General features: G+C 35.4%; 22 protein-coding genes. 15 read left to right on the plus strand and 7 right to left on the minus strand.

Features of this window, described 5'->3' with window-relative positions:
- Window positions 1–7: 7 nt before the first annotated feature.
- Entirely contained in the window at window positions 8–928 is a 921-nt protein-coding gene (locus SM124_RS05920) for an ABC transporter ATP-binding protein (protein WP_322445582.1), read from the plus strand.
- Entirely contained in the window at window positions 921–1,658 is a 738-nt protein-coding gene (locus tag SM124_RS05925; protein ID WP_322445583.1) for an ABC transporter permease, read from the plus strand. Before SM124_RS05920 ends, SM124_RS05925 begins: the two co-directional genes overlap by 8 nt.
- 45 nt (window positions 1,659–1,703) lie before the next feature.
- Here the strand turns inward: SM124_RS05925 and SM124_RS05930 are convergent, their stop codons facing one another.
- Complete coding sequence (locus SM124_RS05930; RefSeq protein WP_322445584.1) at window positions 1,704–2,672, minus strand: D-2-hydroxyacid dehydrogenase family protein; 969 nt, start codon at window positions 2,670–2,672, stop codon at window positions 1,704–1,706.
- 210 nt (window positions 2,673–2,882) lie between these two features.
- On the opposite strand from SM124_RS05930, the gene SM124_RS05935 reads away from it, so the two are divergent.
- The 3 genes from SM124_RS05935 (at window position 2,883) to SM124_RS05945 (ending at window position 4,894) form a co-directional block, all read left to right on the plus strand.
- On the plus strand, window positions 2,883–3,464 hold the full coding sequence (locus SM124_RS05935) for an RNA polymerase sigma factor (RefSeq protein WP_322445585.1): 582 nt from the start codon (window positions 2,883–2,885) through the stop codon (window positions 3,462–3,464).
- A complete protein-coding gene (locus SM124_RS05940; RefSeq protein ID WP_322445586.1) occupies window positions 3,451–4,548 on the plus strand; it encodes a hypothetical protein in 1,098 nt (365 codons plus the stop codon). The genes SM124_RS05935 and SM124_RS05940 overlap by 14 nt, the downstream gene beginning before the upstream one ends.
- Window positions 4,549–4,690: 142 nt before the next feature.
- Window positions 4,691–4,894, plus strand: coding sequence for a hypothetical protein (locus SM124_RS05945; protein ID WP_322445587.1), 204 nt, complete (start codon window positions 4,691–4,693; stop codon window positions 4,892–4,894).
- A 305-nt stretch (window positions 4,895–5,199) separates the two neighbouring features.
- On the opposite strand, the gene SM124_RS05950 is transcribed toward SM124_RS05945, so the two are convergent.
- Together SM124_RS05950 and SM124_RS05955 are read right to left on the minus strand one after the other, a co-directional pair.
- Window positions 5,200–5,898 carry a DUF1287 domain-containing protein gene (locus tag SM124_RS05950; RefSeq protein ID WP_322445588.1) on the minus strand — a complete coding sequence of 233 codons (699 nt, stop codon included), beginning with the start codon at window positions 5,896–5,898 and terminating at the stop codon, window positions 5,200–5,202.
- An 11-nt stretch (window positions 5,899–5,909) separates the two neighbouring features.
- Window positions 5,910–6,398: a hypothetical protein gene (locus SM124_RS05955; RefSeq protein WP_322445589.1), complete on the minus strand. Its 489-nt coding sequence runs from the start codon at window positions 6,396–6,398 to the stop codon at window positions 5,910–5,912.
- A 274-nt stretch (window positions 6,399–6,672) separates the two neighbouring features.
- Between SM124_RS05955 and SM124_RS05960 the strand changes: the two genes are divergently transcribed.
- The 3 genes from SM124_RS05960 (at window position 6,673) to SM124_RS05970 (ending at window position 8,392) form a co-directional block, all read left to right on the plus strand.
- The gene (locus SM124_RS05960; protein ID WP_322445590.1) at window positions 6,673–6,834 is read left to right on the plus strand and encodes a hypothetical protein; all 162 of its coding nucleotides are present in this window, start codon (window positions 6,673–6,675) and stop codon (window positions 6,832–6,834) included.
- An 88-nt stretch (window positions 6,835–6,922) separates the two neighbouring features.
- Complete coding sequence (locus SM124_RS05965; RefSeq protein WP_322445591.1) at window positions 6,923–8,014, plus strand: metallophosphoesterase; 1,092 nt, start codon at window positions 6,923–6,925, stop codon at window positions 8,012–8,014.
- 111 nt (window positions 8,015–8,125) lie between these two features.
- Window positions 8,126–8,392: an excalibur calcium-binding domain-containing protein gene (locus tag SM124_RS05970; protein ID WP_322445592.1), complete on the plus strand. Its 267-nt coding sequence runs from the start codon at window positions 8,126–8,128 to the stop codon at window positions 8,390–8,392.
- Window positions 8,393–8,441: 49 nt separating this feature from the next.
- Here the strand turns inward: SM124_RS05970 and SM124_RS05975 are convergent, their stop codons facing one another.
- Complete coding sequence (locus SM124_RS05975; protein WP_322445593.1) at window positions 8,442–9,290, minus strand: polysaccharide deacetylase family protein; 849 nt, start codon at window positions 9,288–9,290, stop codon at window positions 8,442–8,444.
- A gap of 184 nt (window positions 9,291–9,474) precedes the next feature.
- Between SM124_RS05975 and SM124_RS05980 the strand changes: the two genes are divergently transcribed.
- The 3 genes from SM124_RS05980 (at window position 9,475) to SM124_RS05990 (ending at window position 13,183) form a co-directional block, all read left to right on the plus strand.
- Window positions 9,475–11,037 (plus strand): glycine betaine uptake BCCT transporter, encoded by a 1,563-nt coding sequence (locus tag SM124_RS05980; protein WP_322445594.1) that lies wholly within the window; start codon window positions 9,475–9,477, stop codon window positions 11,035–11,037.
- A 76-nt stretch (window positions 11,038–11,113) separates the two neighbouring features.
- Entirely contained in the window at window positions 11,114–11,899 is a 786-nt protein-coding gene (locus SM124_RS05985) for an alpha/beta hydrolase (RefSeq protein ID WP_322445595.1), read from the plus strand.
- Between the two features lie 342 nt (window positions 11,900–12,241).
- Window positions 12,242–13,183, plus strand: a complete 942-nt coding sequence (locus SM124_RS05990; RefSeq protein ID WP_322445596.1) for a phosphotransferase enzyme family protein — start codon at window positions 12,242–12,244, stop codon at window positions 13,181–13,183.
- A 49-nt stretch (window positions 13,184–13,232) separates the two neighbouring features.
- On the opposite strand, the gene SM124_RS05995 is transcribed toward SM124_RS05990, so the two are convergent.
- Entirely contained in the window at window positions 13,233–13,904 is a 672-nt protein-coding gene (locus SM124_RS05995; RefSeq protein ID WP_322445597.1) for a DNA alkylation repair protein, read from the minus strand.
- A 167-nt stretch (window positions 13,905–14,071) separates the two neighbouring features.
- Between SM124_RS05995 and SM124_RS06000 the strand changes: the two genes are divergently transcribed.
- Together SM124_RS06000 and SM124_RS06005 are read left to right on the plus strand one after the other, a co-directional pair.
- On the plus strand, window positions 14,072–14,521 hold the full coding sequence (locus SM124_RS06000; protein ID WP_322445932.1) for a VOC family protein: 450 nt from the start codon (window positions 14,072–14,074) through the stop codon (window positions 14,519–14,521).
- Window positions 14,522–14,523: 2 nt separating this feature from the next.
- A complete protein-coding gene (locus SM124_RS06005; RefSeq protein WP_322445598.1) occupies window positions 14,524–14,994 on the plus strand; it encodes a GNAT family N-acetyltransferase in 471 nt (156 codons plus the stop codon).
- Between the two features lie 139 nt (window positions 14,995–15,133).
- On the opposite strand, the gene SM124_RS06010 is transcribed toward SM124_RS06005, so the two are convergent.
- A complete protein-coding gene (locus tag SM124_RS06010; protein ID WP_322445599.1) occupies window positions 15,134–15,430 on the minus strand; it encodes a hypothetical protein in 297 nt (98 codons plus the stop codon).
- Between the two features lie 679 nt (window positions 15,431–16,109).
- Here SM124_RS06010 and SM124_RS06015 point away from each other — a divergent pair.
- Both SM124_RS06015 and SM124_RS06020 read left to right on the plus strand, forming a co-directional pair.
- On the plus strand, window positions 16,110–16,664 hold the full coding sequence (locus tag SM124_RS06015; protein WP_322445933.1) for a histidine phosphatase family protein: 555 nt from the start codon (window positions 16,110–16,112) through the stop codon (window positions 16,662–16,664).
- A 142-nt stretch (window positions 16,665–16,806) separates the two neighbouring features.
- The gene (locus SM124_RS06020) at window positions 16,807–17,232 is read left to right on the plus strand and encodes a VOC family protein (protein WP_322445600.1); all 426 of its coding nucleotides are present in this window, start codon (window positions 16,807–16,809) and stop codon (window positions 17,230–17,232) included.
- A 91-nt stretch (window positions 17,233–17,323) separates the two neighbouring features.
- On the opposite strand, the gene SM124_RS06025 is transcribed toward SM124_RS06020, so the two are convergent.
- Window positions 17,324–18,391 (minus strand): ATP-binding protein, encoded by a 1,068-nt coding sequence (locus SM124_RS06025; protein ID WP_322445601.1) that lies wholly within the window; start codon window positions 18,389–18,391, stop codon window positions 17,324–17,326.
- Window positions 18,392–18,530: the final 139 nt, after the last annotated feature.

Raw genomic sequence — 18,530 nt, forward strand, 5'->3', positions numbered from 1 at the left:
AGTTAGTTTGAGTGTCATTTTAAAAACAACAAATTTAACAAAGGTATACGGGAATCAAACGTCAGTTGATCAAGTGAACCTCAATGTTAAACAAGGGGATATTTATGGGTTTCTAGGACGGAACGGAGCAGGGAAAACGACTACGATTCGTATGTTACTCGGGTTGGTTAAACCTACTTTTGGTGAAATTGAAATTTTTGGGGAGAATTTTTTTACAAATCAAAAGGAAATTTTAAGAAGAATTGGATCTATTGTTGAGATACCGGGATTCTATGAGAATTTAACGGGAAAAGAGAACTTAATGATAAATGCAAAAATCATGGGTGTAAAAAAGAAGCAAGCTTTAGACGAGGCATTGGAATTAGTTGGTCTTGAGCACGAAACGAAAAAGCTCGTTGGAAATTATTCTTTAGGCATGAAACAAAGGCTTGGAATTGCAAGAGCCTTACTCCACTATCCGGAACTATTAATCTTAGATGAACCAACGAACGGTTTGGATCCCATTGGAATTAAAGAAATGAGAAAATTGATTAAAAACCTAGCAACGGAAAGAAACATTACCATATTTATCTCCAGTCATATTTTATCTGAGGTTGAGCAGCTAGTGGATCATTTAGGGTTTATTCATGAAGGTAGATTACTAGAAGAGGTTTCTTATCATACCCTTAAGTTGAAAAATAAGAGGTATGTGGAGTTCCAAGTCAGTAATGAAAATAAAGCTGCTATGTTATTAGAAAAGCATTTCGATATTTTTAATTATGAAGTCCGGGAAGACAAAATCATCCGAGTGTATTCTCATATTGGCGAGCAAGCCAAAATTAATCGCTTATTTGTACAGCATGACGTGGATGTGTCAAAGATGTATTTAAGTGAGGACCGTTTAGAAGACTATTTCACTTCTCTCGTAGGGGGTGGAACGATTGGTTAATCTACTTTATACGGAACTACTAAAATTAAAACGTTCAAAAATGTTCTTTATTAGTATTTTGGGAGCTTCTGTTGCACCCATTTTAATTGTCGTTGCTTCCTTTTTGCATCTGAAGACGAAGACAAACGCAGAACCTATTCTTTTTGAAGAATTATTTTTTCAAGGGAATCTTTATACGGTAATCATTATAGGAGTACCTCTTTACGGGGTTGTAACAGCTTACTTATTCATTCGTGAGTACTTAGAGGATACGTTAAAAAACTTATTAACGATTCCGGTGCCACGTTTTAGCTTAATTATATGTAAGAGTATTTTATTATTTCTGTGGATTATGCTCCTCACGATGTTTACATGGAGTATAACTTTAGGGTTAGGAGTGCTTTTTCAGTTTGAAGGGCTAAGTGCTTCCCTTGTTATTCATTCCTTTAGACAGTTCTTATTAGGTGGAGCATTACTGTTTGTTCTCTCCTCACCGATTATTTTTATTACTTTATGGTTAAAAAATTATGTTCCAACTATTATTTGTACGATTGTCATAACGTTGATGAATGTTATGGCTAGTAATTCCGAGCATCGAGATCTTTTTCCATGGGCAGCAGCTGGTGATATCGCTACCAATTCTATGTTATCAACCTATCCGGCCATGTACTCTTATATGATTATTGGTGTGATTTCAGTTGTTGGGTGGGTGTGTACGATTTTTTATTTTAATCGAGTTGATGTGAATTAAAAAATTAAAGGGAAAGTGCCCAAAAAACCATGGGCACTTTTTCCATTATTGAACAGATAATACATCTGGGTTCACTATTCTCGTTGGGTTTTTGTCAATGAAAAACGCAAGAATATTATCAGCAGCGGTTGTTAGGAATTGGTTAAACATATTATCTGTTTTCCAGCCAATATGCGGAGATAAAAGGACATTATCGAGTGTCAACAAAGGGTTGTCTTCATTAATTGGTTCTTCTGTAAACACGTCAAGTCCAGCTCCAGCAATTTTGTCGGTTGATAAAGCCTTGATAAGGGCAGTTTCGTCCAAAATCTCTCCTCGAGAAGTGTTAATAAGGAAAGCATCTTTTCTCATCAAATTAAAATGATGTTCAGTAAGTAATAATTTTGTTTCAGGCACTAAACGGACTGCAATTACAATAAAGTGAGATCGTTGTAAAAGTTCTTCAAGCGAGGTGTAAGTAACCCCTTGTGCGCTTGCTCTTTCTTCTGTCAATCTGGGTCCCCATGCAACTACATTCATGTTAAAAGCCTTCGCAATGTTGGCTACTCCTGAACCTATTTTTCCTAAACCGATAATCCCGACGGTTTTGTTCTCTAAACTTAAACCTACCGATTCTTGCCATATACGGTTCTTTAAATCTTGATGTAAAGGTAATAGTTTTCTAGACAGATTAATCATCATTCCAAAGATTAATTCAACAACGGCAGCAGATCCTCCTGGGGTTGTAGAAACGGGGATATGTAATTTGATAGCCTCATCCATGTCAATGTGAGCTAGCCCCGCTCCTGTTTGTGCAATTAGTTTAATATGTTGTAATTGTTGTAAAATATCTTTAGTAAACTTTGTTCGTTCACGAATGGGAATGATTACATCAGCATGCCGAATCCGTTCAATTAAAATAGTTTTGGTAGGCTGATCATTATACACTTCCACTTCAAAATGAGACCTTAATCTTTCTACTTGTGGATGATTTGAATAGAAACCTTCCCAATCGTCTAAAATGACAACTTTCATATAGGTACCTCCAACTATATTAGGTTAAAAAGTTAGGTAATGAGATTAATAAACATATTATACCAATTAATTCAAATGGGGTCAGTCCCCCTTTAGTTAAATAAAGGGGAACTGACCCCAAAGAAATTCAAAAAAATTTTTTAAAAAGTGCAACTTTCCATACCACCCAGAACGACATACTTATTGAAAACGCAAAGGAGGATCCTTCAAGTGAATTCAGAACAACAGTTAATTCTACAAATTCAGAACGGAGACCATGATGCTTTTGGAATGCTGGTTGAGGACTTATTATCATCCGCGCAGAAGACGGCTTATCTAGTTCTTCGCTCAAGGGATTTAGTAGAAGATGCCGTACAACTGGCATTAGAGGATGCTTATATTAGCATCATGAGAGGGAAAGAAATTAACAACTTTAAACCTTGGTTTTATCGACTTGTCTATAACCGGTCCGTTGATTTATATCGTAAAAGATCCAGGCAAACCTATGTGCCAATAGAAGATAGTTCTGAGGCAGAGGAAAAAATGAAGACAGAATCGTTACATATTCAATTAATGGCCAATGAAAATAGAAATGAAATGATGAGTTGGCTAGCTCTAATTGATGAAAATCAAAGAATTCCATTACTTCTTTATTATTACGAGGACATGTCTATTAAAGATATCTCGCTTGCCTTGGGAGAGAACATGAATACGGTGAAATCACGATTAAAGCGTGGAAAGAGAAAGTTAGCGGAATTGATGGGAAAGGATAAAAAATTTCTTACGGAGGCTGAGACTTATGGAATTCAATAAGAAAACATGGAAAAAGAAGAGCGGCGAACCTGTTTCTCCCGAGTTGAAAAAGTTTATAAATAATCTTCCAACACGATATGAAGAAGGAGAATTTGATGAAGAAAGAGTAAATCAGGTGGACAGAGAATGGAATGCTTTCCAGTCTTTTAAGAAGATGCAATGGACGGTAACAAAGAAAGCGGGGTTAGCAACGCTGTCAGCTGCGGCAGCTTGTGCGATATTTATTGGATCAGGGTTTATTTCACCAGCAATGGCGGACGTTGTATCGAAATTCCCACCACTTAAATCGCTTTATGAAAAAAGACAACATATTGATATGAGTAGTGAAATTACAAATAAGCTCGTGGAAGATGGATATCCTGTCAAAGAAGTTATCCACCACGTTTATAGTCTTAAAAAGGGTGCTATGTATGTGTTTTTAGACGACACAGAGGGGAATATTGAAAAAGCCAGTAAAGAAATTATAGAGATATCAAACAATATTTTAAAACAAGACGAAAGATACGATGATTATTCTATTAAAGTGCGAAAGTATGTAGCACCTTCTCAGGAACATTTAGCCGAAGAAGAAAGAGAACGAAAGGAGTGGGATGAAATCAGTAGGTTAGTCTCACCTGTATTAGAGAAATACAATTATAATCAGTCCTGGGGTGGAGGTAAGAATAAGGTAACTCTTGAGTTTGCCAAAGAAGAAGATGAAAACAAAGTAGAACAAATTGTGAAAGCGGTGGAAACTGCACTTAAAGAGGGCGGAAGAGAAGATATAGAAGTCGATATCTATCGTTTCGGAGCAGAACGAGCTCAAGAAGGTCGTTGGGGCAATGCTTTAGCTGTTATGTTTGAAGAATTAGGTAGTAAGAACAAGTATAATGTTAAAGGTCTAGGATATAAGAGCGATAAGCAAGTGATGAAAATTTTTATCACATTAGACAAGGAAAGTAAGGATTCAAGATTTAAGGAGAATGCCGACTTAATTATAGGGATGATAGATGAATTTATTGCAAGAGATGAAGTCCAAGCAGAAGTCAAAGGTGATAAATACGAAATTGTTTTGAAAGACAAGAGCGGTAAAGAAATAAAATAACCAGTTGGCTAAAGGGGGACAGTCCCCCTTTAGTTTGTTAAAGTGTTGGGACGAAAAAATACGCTAGGAGTGTTATTTCTCTTAGCGCAATCTTAGGATTGTTCTTCTTTTTGTTTGTAAAATAGAGAATGGTACAGCACTAATGAGAAGGAATGAAGAAGGTAAAGCAGAAACAGGGAGTTTAAAAAAAGAGCCATTTAATTACCCTCCAATTCATAGAGACTTGTTTAGCAGAACAAGGATTAACTACAGAGCCTATGAAAAATTTGAAGAACCAGTGGCTATTGTTTTAGTTGGAATTTTTAATTCATCTACATTGTATCCAATAAAAACGAAGCTACAGTAAAGGGAATATTAAAACTTAGTAAATGTCTTGTCGTTCAAGTTTATGAACGGAAAGCTTTTCTTTATCTCTAATTTTTAGTTGCCTAATATTCCATAAATAGTATTTACTTGTTTTTTCTATATATGTAAAAGAGTTCTCCAGAATAGAATACAATCTTTAAAACTAGAATTTTTGTTAAGGGTGATATAAACTTCTATTTTTATCCATTAGTTTCCTGCATGACCTGAAAAAGTAAGACATAATGTTTACTCATTTGACAGTTAGTAATATAAAACATACAAAAAAGGAGGGATGCATTCCCTCCTTTAGTACTTCCAACGATAATGTGCCGCGATAGGGGTTTTAAAGGATTTTAATTTGACCTCTGCTGCATATGGTGGATTATTATGTATCACATACGGTGTACCATCTTTTGCTCGTTTGTCAGAGATAATTGCCACGTGATGAAATCCATCTAAGAAGACAACGATATCTCCCGGTTGCCATTCTTGCAAATTGTCTACATCTCGTGGTTTAAGTTCAGTTGTAAGAGATTCGGCGTATTTTTGAAAAAATACATTTTGATTGGGAACTCTACGGAAATCGATATTTGGATCTGGTTTGCCATTTACTCTAGGGTAGTCACTCGTAACTTCTTTAATATCTTCATCCATAAGGTCTTTCAATGTAATATCCGCACCAAGTAAGCCTCTCCAAATAACATCCGTACAAACACCTTCATTATCAGGAGGATACCCACCAGCATAATAAGCACTTTTATATGGTGTTCGCTGTTTGACTTCCTCTCTTGCAGCATTTACGACATCAATAGGATCTGGTATTCCGTTTTTATTCCGGTCAGTCTGATCAAAATTATCAGGAACTTCAATTCTTTTAACAAAAGGCTCATCCAAGTGTATGTTCAAGGAATCAAGGATGATACCATTCCGGAAAAATAGTACGAACAACACACTGCCTAAAATGAGGAAAGAGATGATTGAAAGGATAATTCTTTTAAGTTTCATATTTCACAGTCCTAATCTTTAATTACTTCTAATGCAAAGTTGTAAAAGGCGTCCCCTTTAGAAACATGTTTCTGCTTTTTATCCATCCACCAAACTCCATAAGAATAATAGTACGTACCTTTTTCTGTAGGAGCAGTGAAAGAGTTGTCTTTAATTTGAATTTCTACTTGCTTGCCTTCGCTTATTTGAAGGACATGAAATTCATTTGGAAAAGGCTTATAGTTCATCTTGAAAGTGACGATTTCCTCAGGCTGAACTTTAATCGGAGTTTTGTCTTTCAAAAGTTCTTCAGGACCTGCATAATCTACACAAGTACCTTCATTCTTATATCTCCAGCAATACGTTCCTAAAACTGTTTCGTAAGTTTCATTTTGTACCTCGATAAAAGCCTTAGGAGGTTTTTTCTCTTCACCTTCTGACTGATTTTCAGTAACCTGAAAACTACAACCAGTGAGGATGAGTTGTATAAGTAATGTCCAAGCGATGAACCATTTCTTCATATTATTATTCCCCTTATTTACTAAACATTTTTACTCGCTATAGCCATAAGCAAGAGTTTCATTTATTAGATAGACGGAATGAAATGGAAAAAGGTTACTAAAAATAGAAATTTAGTGATAGATGTTCATGTACATAAAAAGGACAGGTGTGAAAAAATGTTCACAAAGTTGCCTTATTTATTTTCTAATTGTTCATAGTTCGTTCATAAATGTCATCTATAATGAAAGTAATAAAAAACATGTGTTCTTCTAACACGAATTGAGGTGCAGTATTTTGAAGAAAATCACTGTGTTTAGTCAAAAGAATGTATCAGAAATGAAGACAAATAATATTCAACCGGATAAGGGATCCATTAGGGATGTCATTAATAAATTGCAGAATTTAGGGGTAAATGCAGAGCTTTGTAAAAGAGTGAGCATTCCTGAAAATTATTAAAAACCCGGAGAGCTCTAATTTCATGTTTCCATTTGTATAGTGGTATAATAAAATCCACAATGAACATGGAAGGGTCTTTTAAATTACAATGTCAATTTTAACTATACTTTCGTTTATTCTTACTTTAGCTATTTACGGCCTCATTTGTTACTACATCGGTTACAACGGCTGGGCATGGGTTAAATCAACGAAATTACCACGCTATAAAAAAACATATATCATTTTTATCATTAGCTTATCGTTTTCGTTTATCATAGGGAGGCTTCTGCCTTTTCAAGTAATAGAAATTCTTGGAGGCTTTTGGGTAGCCATTGTTGGCTATAGTCTTGTTCTGCTTCCGGTAGCTAATTTATTTTATTTAGCGTTAAAAAAGAAAGGTGTTTTCTGGATCGGTATAGTGGTTCTTTCTATTTACCTATTCATCTTTGTATTCGGTTCAATTAATGCCTGGAGCCCAGTAGTAAGAGAGTATGAGGTCGAAATTGATAAACCTTCAACTCAAGAGGATGTAAAAATATTAATGGTGTCTGACTTGCATCTCGGTTCGCTAGTAGGTCGAGGTCATTTAGAACGACTAGTAACCATTGTAGATCAAGAACAGCCGGATATTGTTTTAGTTCCTGGTGACATTATCGATGACTATGTTGAGCCCTACGTTAAAAAAAATATGGGTGAAATTTTAGGCAAGGTGAAGGCTCCACTTGGGGTATACGCAGTTTTAGGGAATCATGATTATTATGGTGACGATATGAATCCCATTATCAATGAAATGAAGAAAATTAACATTCGTGTCTTACAGGATGAGTTTATTACCATTAATGATGCTTTTACGATTGTTGGTCGAAATGATAAAACAGATAAGCAACGATTAACGATGAGTGAGCTGTTTAAAGCAGTAGATACCTCAAAACCTATAATTTTGCTTGACCATCAACCATACGATTTAGATGTGGCAAGAGATCAAGGTGTAGATATTCATCTTGCCGGACATACTCATAGAGGTCAGTTATTCCCAGCCAATCTTATAACGGATCGAATTTATGAAAATGATTGGGGATACTTGAAAAAAGATACGATGCATTCATTTGTATCCTCCGGTTTTGGAACGTGGGGACCTCCACTTAGACTAGGAAGTCGAAGTGAAGTCATGGTCATTAACGTTTCATTTACAGGCAAATAAATGATTAAAGTTGCGCTCTTTCTTAATTGAAGGGGCGTTTTTTTTATGGATTTTATTGAAAAGGTTACAAAGATGCTTTATATTTATCAGTGGGAAAAGGAGGTTATCACTATGAATAGAATAATAATTGCAGCATTATCTTTCACTCTCATTTTTGGAGTGACTTCAGGAGTCTCAGAAGCTGATGCTAGTGGGAAAGTTAAAAAGTATAAAAACTGTACAGAGCTAAACAAAGATTACAAAGGTGGGGTTGCTCGTACTTCTAAAGTTAAGAATAAAGGTGGAAAAACCAAGTACAAACCTTTTGTTTCTAAAAAACTATACGACTTGAATAAGGGTAGAGATAGAGATAAAGATTTAATTGCTTGTGAGAGATAAAACTTTACATAGAAAAAAATAGGGAGCGAAAATTAATCGCTCCCTATTTTTACTTTTTATAAGGAATCTTTAATAACTCAGGAACAGTGACAAACTCAAACCCTTGTTCTTTTAAGGTTGGAATAATTTGATCGAGTGACTTAATAGTATTCGTACGATCAGATGTCCAATCTCCAGCATCATGCATTAATATAATTGCGCCAGGTTGAACATTGCTTAATACCGTATAAGCAATTGTTTCAGGTGGCTCTTCCTTCCAGTCTAAGGAATCTACCGACCACCCAACAACGGTGTAATTCATATCTCTAAGCTTTTCAACAAGTTCATTATATAAAAAACCATATGGTGCACGGAATAATTTGGTACGGTATCCAATTAATCTTGCTAATTCTTCCTCTGATTGATTAACTTCTCTTTCAAGGGTAGCGACTTCGCCTTGCTTCACTAGATTGGGATGCCAATATGTATGGTTTCCAACAATATGTCCCTCGTCAATCATTCTCTTCACAATATCAGGGTAAGCCTTCGCTCTTGCTCCCATTAAAAAGAAAGTCGCTTTCACATTGTATTTTTTTAATGTATCTAAAACTAATGGAGTAAATCTCGGATCTGGCCCGTCATCAAAGGTTAAGGCAAGTCTATTTACATTTGCAGGACCTCTTAACACAACGGTTTCTGGATAACGCTGTTGCAACACGATATTTGAAACTGGGTAACGAACACGTTCTTTTTCCGGACCACCTTGTAAATTGGGTAGGCCCTCTGGTGGTTGTTGTCTAGCCACACTTGTTGAGTCATCAGCAGAACTGTCATTTGCCAAGATGCTATCCGTCGTAAAAACACTCATAAAAAGCAACAAAGCGATAAAAAGTCCTAGATTGCGGGTTCGTTTCCTCATCTTTTAAATCTCCTTTTTATTAATATACAAACAATCTTATTTTTTTTATAAAAAGAAGCTTTATACATGTAAAAAATCTAATTCGACAAATGTTGATTATATCAGTGTTTTTTTGTTTATTACCCGTTGATTAGGGGTAAATTATGGACGTTATTATTTTTGTTTTTTTAGAAAGGATGTTTGGATGAAGGAAAATAAATTAGGGGTTGTATTTTACATATCAGTAACGGTAATTGCCCTGTTTGTTGTATGGGGTTTTATTTTACCTGAGAATTTATCAGAAACAGCCACAAAGGCATTGGATTTTACAACAAACAATTTTGGATGGTTATATTTATTTACTACGTTTATCTTTTTAGTATTTGCATTTTATTTAGCGTTCGGCCCGTATGGAAGAATTAAGCTAGGAGGAGATGACGACGAGCCAGAGTTTTCTTATTATACTTGGTTCGCGATGTTGTTTTCTGCAGGTATGGGGATTGGTCTAGTATTCTGGGGTGTGGCTGAACCGATTTATCATTTCATTACACCGCCTTTAGATCAAGCGGTGGGAGGAACACCTGAAGCTGCGAGGTTGGCACTCCGGTATTCGTTCTTTCACTGGGGGCTACACCCGTGGGCTATATATACGATTATCGCGTTAGCATTGGCATACGCTCAATATCGAAAAGGAGAGTCGGCTTTAATCAGTTCGACTTTCAAGCCACTGCTAGGAGATCGAGTTAATGGGCCAATCGGGAAAGGAATTGATACATTGGCAGCGATTGCCACAGCGTTTGGTGTGGCGACTTCGTTAGGTCTTGGTACCCTTCAAATAAATGGAGGACTTAATCATGTACTAGGAATTCCAAATACCGTTTTCACCCAATTAATGATTATTCTCATTGTTACCATTTTATATATGTTATCAGCTACAACAGGTTTAAACCGTGGAATTCGATATTTAAGTAACTTAAATTTAGGTTTGGCTGGTGGTTTATTACTCTTTGTACTAATCGTCGGTCCAACCTCGTTTATTGTGGATGCCTTTACAACCACGATCGGCGGATATTTAGGAAACATCATTCCGATGAGTTTCCGTTTAACACCATTCTCTCAAGGAACTTGGGTTGGAGCTTGGACGTTGTTTTACTGGGCATGGTGGATTGCTTGGGCACCATTTGTTGGGACCTTTATTGCACGTGTATCTAAAGGAAGAACGATTAAAGAGTTTGTATTAGGCGTATTATTAGTACCGACTCTTTTAGGTGCCCTATGGTTTTCCGCATTTGGGGGATCCGCCATCTTCTTCGATTTATTTGAACAAAAAGGAATTACAGAAGCAGTTAACCAGGATATGACAACCGCATTGTTTATTACACTTGAGCAGTTTCCTTGGGGGACACTCCTTGGGGTACTCGCCACTTTTTTAATTATTACGTTCTTTATCACATCGGCCGATTCAGCCACTTTTGTTCTAGGAATGTTAACGTCTAAAGGGGTGTTAAATCCAGCAAACTCTACAAAAATTATTTGGGGGGTATTACAATCTTCCATTGCAGCAGTGTTATTGTGGAGCGGTGGGCTAGAAGGTTTACAAACAGCCTCGATTGTAGCTGCATTACCATTTGCAGTCATTATGCTCTTAATGGTGGTCTCTTTAAATAAAGCATTAAATCGAGAAGTAAAGGAACAGAGACTGAAAGAAAAATTGCGAATGAAAAAGTTGGAGCAGTTACTAAAGGAACTTGATCAAAAGCATTTATAATATGGAGGAGTGTCCCTTAATTTGGGGTGATGCTCCTTTTTTATTATGGTAAAATATCCAAAAGAGTAGTTAGAGGATGAGAGCATTGTTAGAAAAGTTTTCTGTACATATGAATGTATTCAATCAAGAAAGGATAATACGGGTTTACTTGCCTGTTAGTTATCAAGAAGGCGAAAATAACTATCCAGTTTTGTATATGCATGATGGTCAAAATGTATTCGATGATAGTGAAGCAATAGGTGGGGTTTCATTAAAACTAAAAAGCTATTTAGATAAAAATGAACTAGATGTTATCGTTGTGGTGATTGACCAGAATAGTGAGGAACGCTTCAATGAATATAGTCCGTGGGTGGACGGGGAGTATGTAAAGAAGCTATTAGGACAGGCTAGTTCGTTAGGTGGAAAAGGCAAACAGTATATGGATTTTATTGTGCATGAATTAAAGCCGTTGATAGATGAGAAATATCGGACAAAAAAAGATTATACAGCTATGGCGGGTATCTCTTTAGGAGGACTCATTACTACCTATGCAGCCTGCAAGTATCCGGAGATTTTTAAACATATTATCATCTTTTCCTCTGCCTTTTACCGAAACCAGGAAGATATTGAAAATCTAATCAAAGAGTCTGATTTATCTTTAATAGAAAGTTTTTATATGGATTGTGGTACGAGAGAAGGAGGAGAGAGCGAAAACGATAATATTTGTAGAGAGTTTTTAACCACGAACCAAAGAGTCTATAATATCTTGAGAGAGAAATTACCAACGACAAGGTTTGAGATTATTAAAAATGCAAGTCATGGATATGTCTATTTTAAAGAGAGAAGGGCTGAATTGTTCACATTTGTAAAAAAGATTAGGTAATAAACGAGTGGTAGTGTAGAAAATAAGTATTTACAGATATGAATAAGAGTTATATAATTCTACTTGTTAGGAAATTATTCCAAAGGAGGTTGATATTGTGTTTCTATTCAAAATTCAATCAAGAACAAAAGAATTACGAAGTCCAATATGTAGCCTTCAAGCTGTAAAAATTTCTTAATAATAGGAAACTAGTATACTCATAGTTCCTTTATTTTGAGCTTTTCTAAAAAGTTACATATATTTATCAATTCAGACTATCGTATTCACGGTAGTCTTTTTATTATTTGACGGACCGTACTCCTAACATCTTTTGTTCTACTCATTCTAGGAGGAAAAACAAAAATGATGAAATTGTCAGTCATGAAGAACTTTTTTGAGATGGAAAAAACGTATGTTTATCAATTATTAGAAAGATGGGGTCCGGATAAAGATTCTTTACGTTTTTTAAGAGCAAGTAGTAATTTTATTTTTACCTTTGAAAAAGAGGGCGAAAAATATATTCTAAGAATTACTCCTGAAGGGGATTGGGAGAAAATCAATCAAGAGCTTTTATTTTTATCATACTTAAAAGACCATCCCGTTACTGTCAATCAACCGGTTCAATCCTATGAAGGAAACTTAATAGAGTCGATTCATACTCCAATGGGTGCACTTCATGGAGTGGTAGTTCAATTTCTACAAGGAAATTTAAAAGAAATAGAAGAGCTAAACGATGAGGAATATGTTTTATGGGGAGAGGCTTTAGGGAATCTCCATCATTTATCCAGGTTATATCATGAGAAAGAAACGTCAACTTTAATCAATTTATTGAGTCCAATTACAGTTCAAGATGCTTTGGAGCAGAAGGAATATGACAAGGTTAGTGTGCATCTAAATAGTCTTAAGAGGACTTCACAAAACTATGGAAGAATTCATTTTGACTTTGAATTAGATAATTTAATCTGGGCTGGTAAAGAAGTGCAAATTATTGACTTTGAGGGTAGTCTGAGTGGTTGGTTTGCTGCAGATATAGCCTTTGCTTTAAGAGATTTATTTTCGAATGATGTGGATCTTTCAAATAAGAATTTTCAATTGTTTATACAGGGGTATCGTACGAAAATGGAAATTTCAGAAGAGGAAATAAATCATATTCCTATGTTTATAAGATTCCATAACTATGTTACTTATGACCATTTGAAGCAAGTGGTTGATGTGCAGATTAATGAAGAAACACCTGAATGGCTTGCTGGTTTAGTGAATAAACTCGAACAGAAAATAGAAGGTTATCGAGCAACTTTCGGATAAGAAAAAAGGGACGCCTACAACTGTCATTATGTTGTAGGCGATATTTGTATTACTTAATGTGTTTTAAAGCCTCTCGTTTACTAAGGAGAGATAGAGGATGTTTCTCAACGAATTCTTTTACCCAAAAAGGGTTTGTCTTGGCATATTCCCTTAACACCCAACCAATCGCTTTATTAATGAAAAATTCTTTGCTACCAAGGTTTTCGACAATGATTTCAGCAAGAAGTTCCGTATCAGTATTCGTTTTGTATTTCAGCTGAAATAGGATCATGGTCCTTCTAAGCCAAATATTATCGCTGTTTCTCCACTTTAAACCAACGGTATGAATGAATGCAGGGTAGTGGTTAAACAAGTAGCCCACATGATTGCTCGCAATGTGGTCCACTGTGTCCCACCAGGATTTAAGAGTAATCATTTTTTCGAGAAGAGGAACAAACTCGTCTTTAAGTTCCTTCTTTTTCTGCTTAAAATCTATGAGTCCGATAGCAACGATCTGGAGTTCTCTTTCGGGCATAGCCCATAGTTCTAAGATAACTTCATGAAATTCTTCTTTTTTGGGTAAACCATGCTCTTTAACAAAGTCTTTTAGTATAGCTCTTCTCTCAGGTGTTTTAATCCCGAAAAACTCAAATTGATCTCTCATATATTTTTTCATTGGAACGGCATTTGCTGGATTGGCAAACAACATATAAGTTTGACGTAACTTTTCACTATATTTCATGATTTATACCTCTTATTCATTTGTTTTCATGATAGCATGTATAGTGTTTAAGTTCTACCACTCAGAAAATCAGACATAAGTCTTATTATATTTCAAACAACATACTGAGTTATCTTGTGCTGTTTTGCATTAGTCTTAAGATATTAATATTGAGGGAGTGTTTAATGATGATAAAAGGCCTGTATGAAGCACATTTACCTGTAAGTAACCTTGAAAAATCCACTGAGTTCTATAGGGGATTAGGGTTGGAATTAGCTATTCAATATGAAAAAACGGCATTTTTTTGGATTGAAAAGAATGTAAGTTGGCTGGGCCTGTGGGAAGGTGAACAGGTTCGAACTAGTTATCATCCCTCATTAAGACATGTCGCCTTTCGTGTAGAGCTAGAAGATTTGAAAAAGGCGAAAGAATGGCTGAAGGAAAAAGGGATTATCATGCGTGAGGAATTTGGTTTCAAGCCAACTGAGCCGATTGTCATGCCCGACCAGGCACATGCAATGGTCTATTTTGATGACCCAGATGGAAACAGTATTGAGTTTATATGCAAATTAAATGCAGAACCGGAAACTAAACCAAAAATGTATTTAAGTGACTGGGAAAAGGAGAGAAGGAATTAAAAATGGAGATTCGGCTGGCCATTGAAGAAGATTTAAAGTCAATTTTAAGTGTTTTAAATGAATCAGCACTTCATCTACAAAGGAAGGGAATCAATCAGTGGTCGTACCCTTGGAATTCACAAGTAATCCTAACAGAAGTTAGCGCTAATCATGCCTTTGTGTTAACAAAAGAAGATTTTGTGATTGGGACTTTTTTTATTCATGAAATAAAAGAGTTAAGTGATTTAGCAATTGAAGCTGATAGTAAGTATCTTTCTAAAGTTGCTTTAATGCCTGAATATCAAGGGAAGGGATTAGGAAAGATGATAACTGATTTTGCACAGTCATATGCTAAAACTTCCAGAAAAGCTTTATATTTAGACTGTTGGGCGGGGAATGAAAAGTTAAAAAAGTTTTACTTGAGAAATGGCTTTGAATTTGTGGGGGTTTTTCCAGAAGAAGATTATTTTATTAGTGTATTTAAATTTAACTAAAGCTGATGATATTTATGAAAAACCTTTCTAACGTAAAAAAAGATCGTCTAACCTGGTTGGTTAAACGATCTTTTTCAATTAATCGCTTTTTTTTATGGGCTTTACTTAAAGTTATTATGGAATACAAACAATCAAATGTTTACAAGCTCTTTATATGCTCAATTTTAGCCGTTGCTTCATCCAGGTCCATATCAACAGTAGTGATCAACTCAATCACATGGCTGTGGGTGGCATAATTCCTTAATTCAAAATAAATCGTTGGTTTTTCGTTTTTTAAAATGGTTCCAAGTTCAAGTATAGGAATATAATCAAAGGTCGTTTGTATTCTATGTAAGGATTTAAAATAAGAAAAAAATTCAAAGGTATTTCTTTTATCATCCTTATACTTTTCTAACAGCATTTCAAATTTTTTAATTGATAGTAAAAGCTCTTTCATTGGTGCACTCCTTATTTGAAACTAGTGTAAATTATAATTTAGTAGAGGGTACGAGTAAACATGGTGGAAAAATGTACCGGTTAAAAAGTGAAAAAGTGGGAATGAAACTTCCAATCATGTATGATGATTTTGAAGGAGTGCGTAGTGAATGTTGATAAAAATGAAAAGAGAGTTTTTGGAAAGTCTTGATGATTCTTTACTTGGAGGGATGTGCTTTGAACCCTTCATCCCATTAATTCAAGGTAAAGGTATAAAGGTAAAACAGTCTGTCTATAATCAGCTAACAAAAGGTCAACAAGCCTTGTTTTTATTCTATGCTTTTTATAACCATGCAAAAAATAGTTTAGCGGAGTTTTATTGGTGGGGCGCCTATTATTATGCACAGCCAAAAACTTGGTCGAAAATAAAAGATAGTTTACTATACTTTCATTGTCAGGAGATGTTTGAACTTTTTCTAGATACAGAGAGTCTTTTCTCATCAATGAATTATGCGACCAATCTTGAAGACTTTCAAGCAGCCTATGATGATCTTAATAAAAATCAAAACCTCTTGGAAGGAGTAACTCAGCTTAACAACAGATTTAATAAGATCTCTCCCTCCACCCTTATGTTAATAGGGGATTATATCAAAAAGAACCCCATAGATTTTATCGAGTTAGAAGATATAGAGAGTAGAAATATGACAACCGTATATTTTGTAAGACATGCCCATTCAACTTATACACCAAATGAATTTAAACGTCCTTTGTCCGAAAAAGGAGAAGCAGATGCTAAGAAGGTTACTCATGTGTTAAGGTTTGAAAATATAGATGTCGTTTTATCTAGCCCGTACTTAAGAGCGATTCAAACGGTTGAGGGGCTAGCTCATCTGATAGGAAGTAAAGTAGAAATCGAGGAAGGCTTTAAGGAAAGGAAGCTTACTGAGAAGTCGGCCGAAGATTTTAATGAAGCTATTATGAAGGTTTGGGAGGACGAAACATTTTTTTGGGAAGGTGGGGAGTCCAATCTAGTTGCCCAGCAGAGGGGAGTGGAGGCAACTCTTCAAGTTCTTGAACGTTACAAGGGAAAAAATATCGTGATTGGAACCCATGGAAATATTATGGTTTTAATCATGAACTACTTTGATTCAAAATACCATTTTGATTTTTGGAAGAAACTTGATATGCCTGATATTTATAAGTTATCTTTTGAAGATGATTTATTAATTAACGTAGAAAGACTATGGGGAAAATAGGGTAAACTTGTGGTTGAAGTAGTCAATATTTACGTTTAACTAGTTGGAACAAATGAGGAAGTAAAAATAATGGCTTTCCAAAAAAGCGAAAACGTGTTAAAATTTACATAAGAACAAATGTTCTTATAAAAGGAGTGTTGAAATGATAACGGGAGTCTATCCTTATTTGGTAATGAATGGAAATGGAAAAGAAGCAGTCTCCTTCTATGAGCATGCTTTGGATGCAAAAGTTATTAGTGTCCAAACGTTTGGAGATATGCCATCTAACCCTGATTATCCTACACCAGATGATACAAAAGATCGCATTTTAAATGCACAATTAAAAGTTGGTAGCATTGACCTTATGATATCTGATACATTTCCAGGTAGTCCTTACCAACTTGGGTCACAGGTAACTATTGCCATCACCATTAACGATATTGAAAAATCTAAAGAAGTCTTTGAAAGACTACAAGCTGGTGGCAAAGTGGGTATGCCACTACAGGAAACGTTTTGGAGTCCTTTATATGGCCAAGTAATTGACAAATTTGGGGTCCAATGGCAGGTATCAACTGAACTTAATCAATAATACATAAGCACCATCTTTATTTTGATATTCTTTTCGAAAAAGTGGGTAATAATAGGTTATGTTATAGAAAACAGTATGGCGAAAAGAGTCTTTATTTTGATGGTGCTCCTTCTGTTATCTTTTTCGGCAGAATGATTTTTACCGTTGTGCCAAAGCCTTCTTTACTAATAAGTTCAATGCTCCCTTTGTGTTGTTCAATAATTCTCTTGCAAACCATTAGTCCAAGTCCTGTTCCTTTTTCTTTCGTTGTAAAAAATGGCTGAAAGAGGGACTCCTGGCGTTCTTCAGAAATTCCTATTCCGAAGTCAACTATTTTGATTTCATAGTATACCTGGTCTATTTCGTTTAGATAGATAATAATATCCGATCTTTTGGTGGAAGATGCGTCGATTGCATTTTGGATCAAATTAATCAATACTTGTTTCAACTGGGAGTCATCAACTTGGGCATAAATATCATTTGAAAAACAAGTTATGATATTCATATTGTTAAGCGTAATTTCTGGCTCTAGAATTTTGATGACATGTGAGATTAAATGATTCATATAGTGCTCTTTCAAAATAAAATGCTCTTGTGGTTTGGACAATAACATAAACTCGTTGACAATATTTTGAATTCGATTCAGTTCTTCTAACATGATGGCCACATATTCGGCTTCTTGGCCAGTCGTTCTTTCTTTTAAAATCTGCGAAAAACCTTTAAGAGAGGTAAGGGGATTACGAATTTCGTGGGCTATTCCTGCTGCAAGCTGGCCGAGAGCAGCTAACTTCTCCGCTTTACCGACCATTCGTTCATTTTGTTTTTCTCGGGTAATATCAAAGACCGTTCCAAATACTTCAACCACTTCACCATTATTAAAAATAGGACTCAACACCGCGAGATAATGAGTCTGATTAAAGTTGCCTTCATAATTTGAAGTTTCACCATTCCATGCTTTCTGGTAGAATAATTGCTTTTGCTTAGCCACATCTTCTGGCAATACATCAAATAAAGTACCGTTTTCAACCATCGATGGAGTTAAACCTAACTTACTTAATAAATCACCATGTGCGTATGTATGGATAAAATCATCATCTATTTTTTTGAACTTAAATATAAATCCAATTGGCCGTTGAGAAATATAGTTTGCTTCAGATTCCAGATTTCTATAGGATTCCACTTATACCATTCCCTTAAGGTTTGTTTCCTACTATTGTTCTATATAAAAGATAAAAAATCCTTTAAATTAGTATCTCCTTTTGTGAATTTTTTGTATCTATTCTGTAAACTTTGTAAAATTAAAAATTGGTGTCTTAGAG

Origin of the sequence: Robertmurraya mangrovi (assembly GCF_034427655.1) — a bacterium.
GTDB classification, from domain to species: domain Bacteria; phylum Bacillota; class Bacilli; order Bacillales; family Cytobacillaceae; genus Robertmurraya_A; species Robertmurraya_A mangrovi.

Coding starts and splice junctions, on each gene's coding strand:
- SM124_RS05940 (WP_322445586.1), top strand. CDS start 3,451: ATGGAATTCAATAAGAAAACATGGAAAAAGAAGAGCGGCGAACCTGTT.
- SM124_RS05975 (WP_322445593.1), bottom strand. CDS start 9,290: ATGAGGAAACGAACCCGCAATCTAGGACTTTTTATCGCTTTGTTGCTT.
- SM124_RS05985 (WP_322445595.1), top strand. CDS start 11,114: ATGAGAGCATTGTTAGAAAAGTTTTCTGTACATATGAATGTATTCAAT.
- SM124_RS05980 (WP_322445594.1), top strand. CDS start 9,475: ATGAAGGAAAATAAATTAGGGGTTGTATTTTACATATCAGTAACGGTA.
- SM124_RS05970 (WP_322445592.1), top strand. CDS start 8,126: ATGAATAGAATAATAATTGCAGCATTATCTTTCACTCTCATTTTTGGA.
- SM124_RS05965 (WP_322445591.1), top strand. CDS start 6,923: ATGTCAATTTTAACTATACTTTCGTTTATTCTTACTTTAGCTATTTAC.
- SM124_RS05945 (WP_322445587.1), top strand. CDS start 4,691: ATGAGAAGGAATGAAGAAGGTAAAGCAGAAACAGGGAGTTTAAAAAAA.
- SM124_RS05955 (WP_322445589.1), bottom strand. CDS start 6,398: ATGAAGAAATGGTTCATCGCTTGGACATTACTTATACAACTCATCCTC.
- SM124_RS06015 (WP_322445933.1), top strand. CDS start 16,110: ATGACAACCGTATATTTTGTAAGACATGCCCATTCAACTTATACACCA.
- SM124_RS06010 (WP_322445599.1), bottom strand. CDS start 15,430: ATGAAAGAGCTTTTACTATCAATTAAAAAATTTGAAATGCTGTTAGAA.
- SM124_RS05930 (WP_322445584.1), bottom strand. CDS start 2,672: ATGAAAGTTGTCATTTTAGACGATTGGGAAGGTTTCTATTCAAATCAT.
- SM124_RS06000 (WP_322445932.1), top strand. CDS start 14,072: ATGATAAAAGGCCTGTATGAAGCACATTTACCTGTAAGTAACCTTGAA.
- SM124_RS06005 (WP_322445598.1), top strand. CDS start 14,524: ATGGAGATTCGGCTGGCCATTGAAGAAGATTTAAAGTCAATTTTAAGT.
- SM124_RS06020 (WP_322445600.1), top strand. CDS start 16,807: ATGATAACGGGAGTCTATCCTTATTTGGTAATGAATGGAAATGGAAAA.
- SM124_RS05995 (WP_322445597.1), bottom strand. CDS start 13,904: ATGAAATATAGTGAAAAGTTACGTCAAACTTATATGTTGTTTGCCAAT.
- SM124_RS05990 (WP_322445596.1), top strand. CDS start 12,242: ATGATGAAATTGTCAGTCATGAAGAACTTTTTTGAGATGGAAAAAACG.
- SM124_RS05950 (WP_322445588.1), bottom strand. CDS start 5,898: ATGAAACTTAAAAGAATTATCCTTTCAATCATCTCTTTCCTCATTTTA.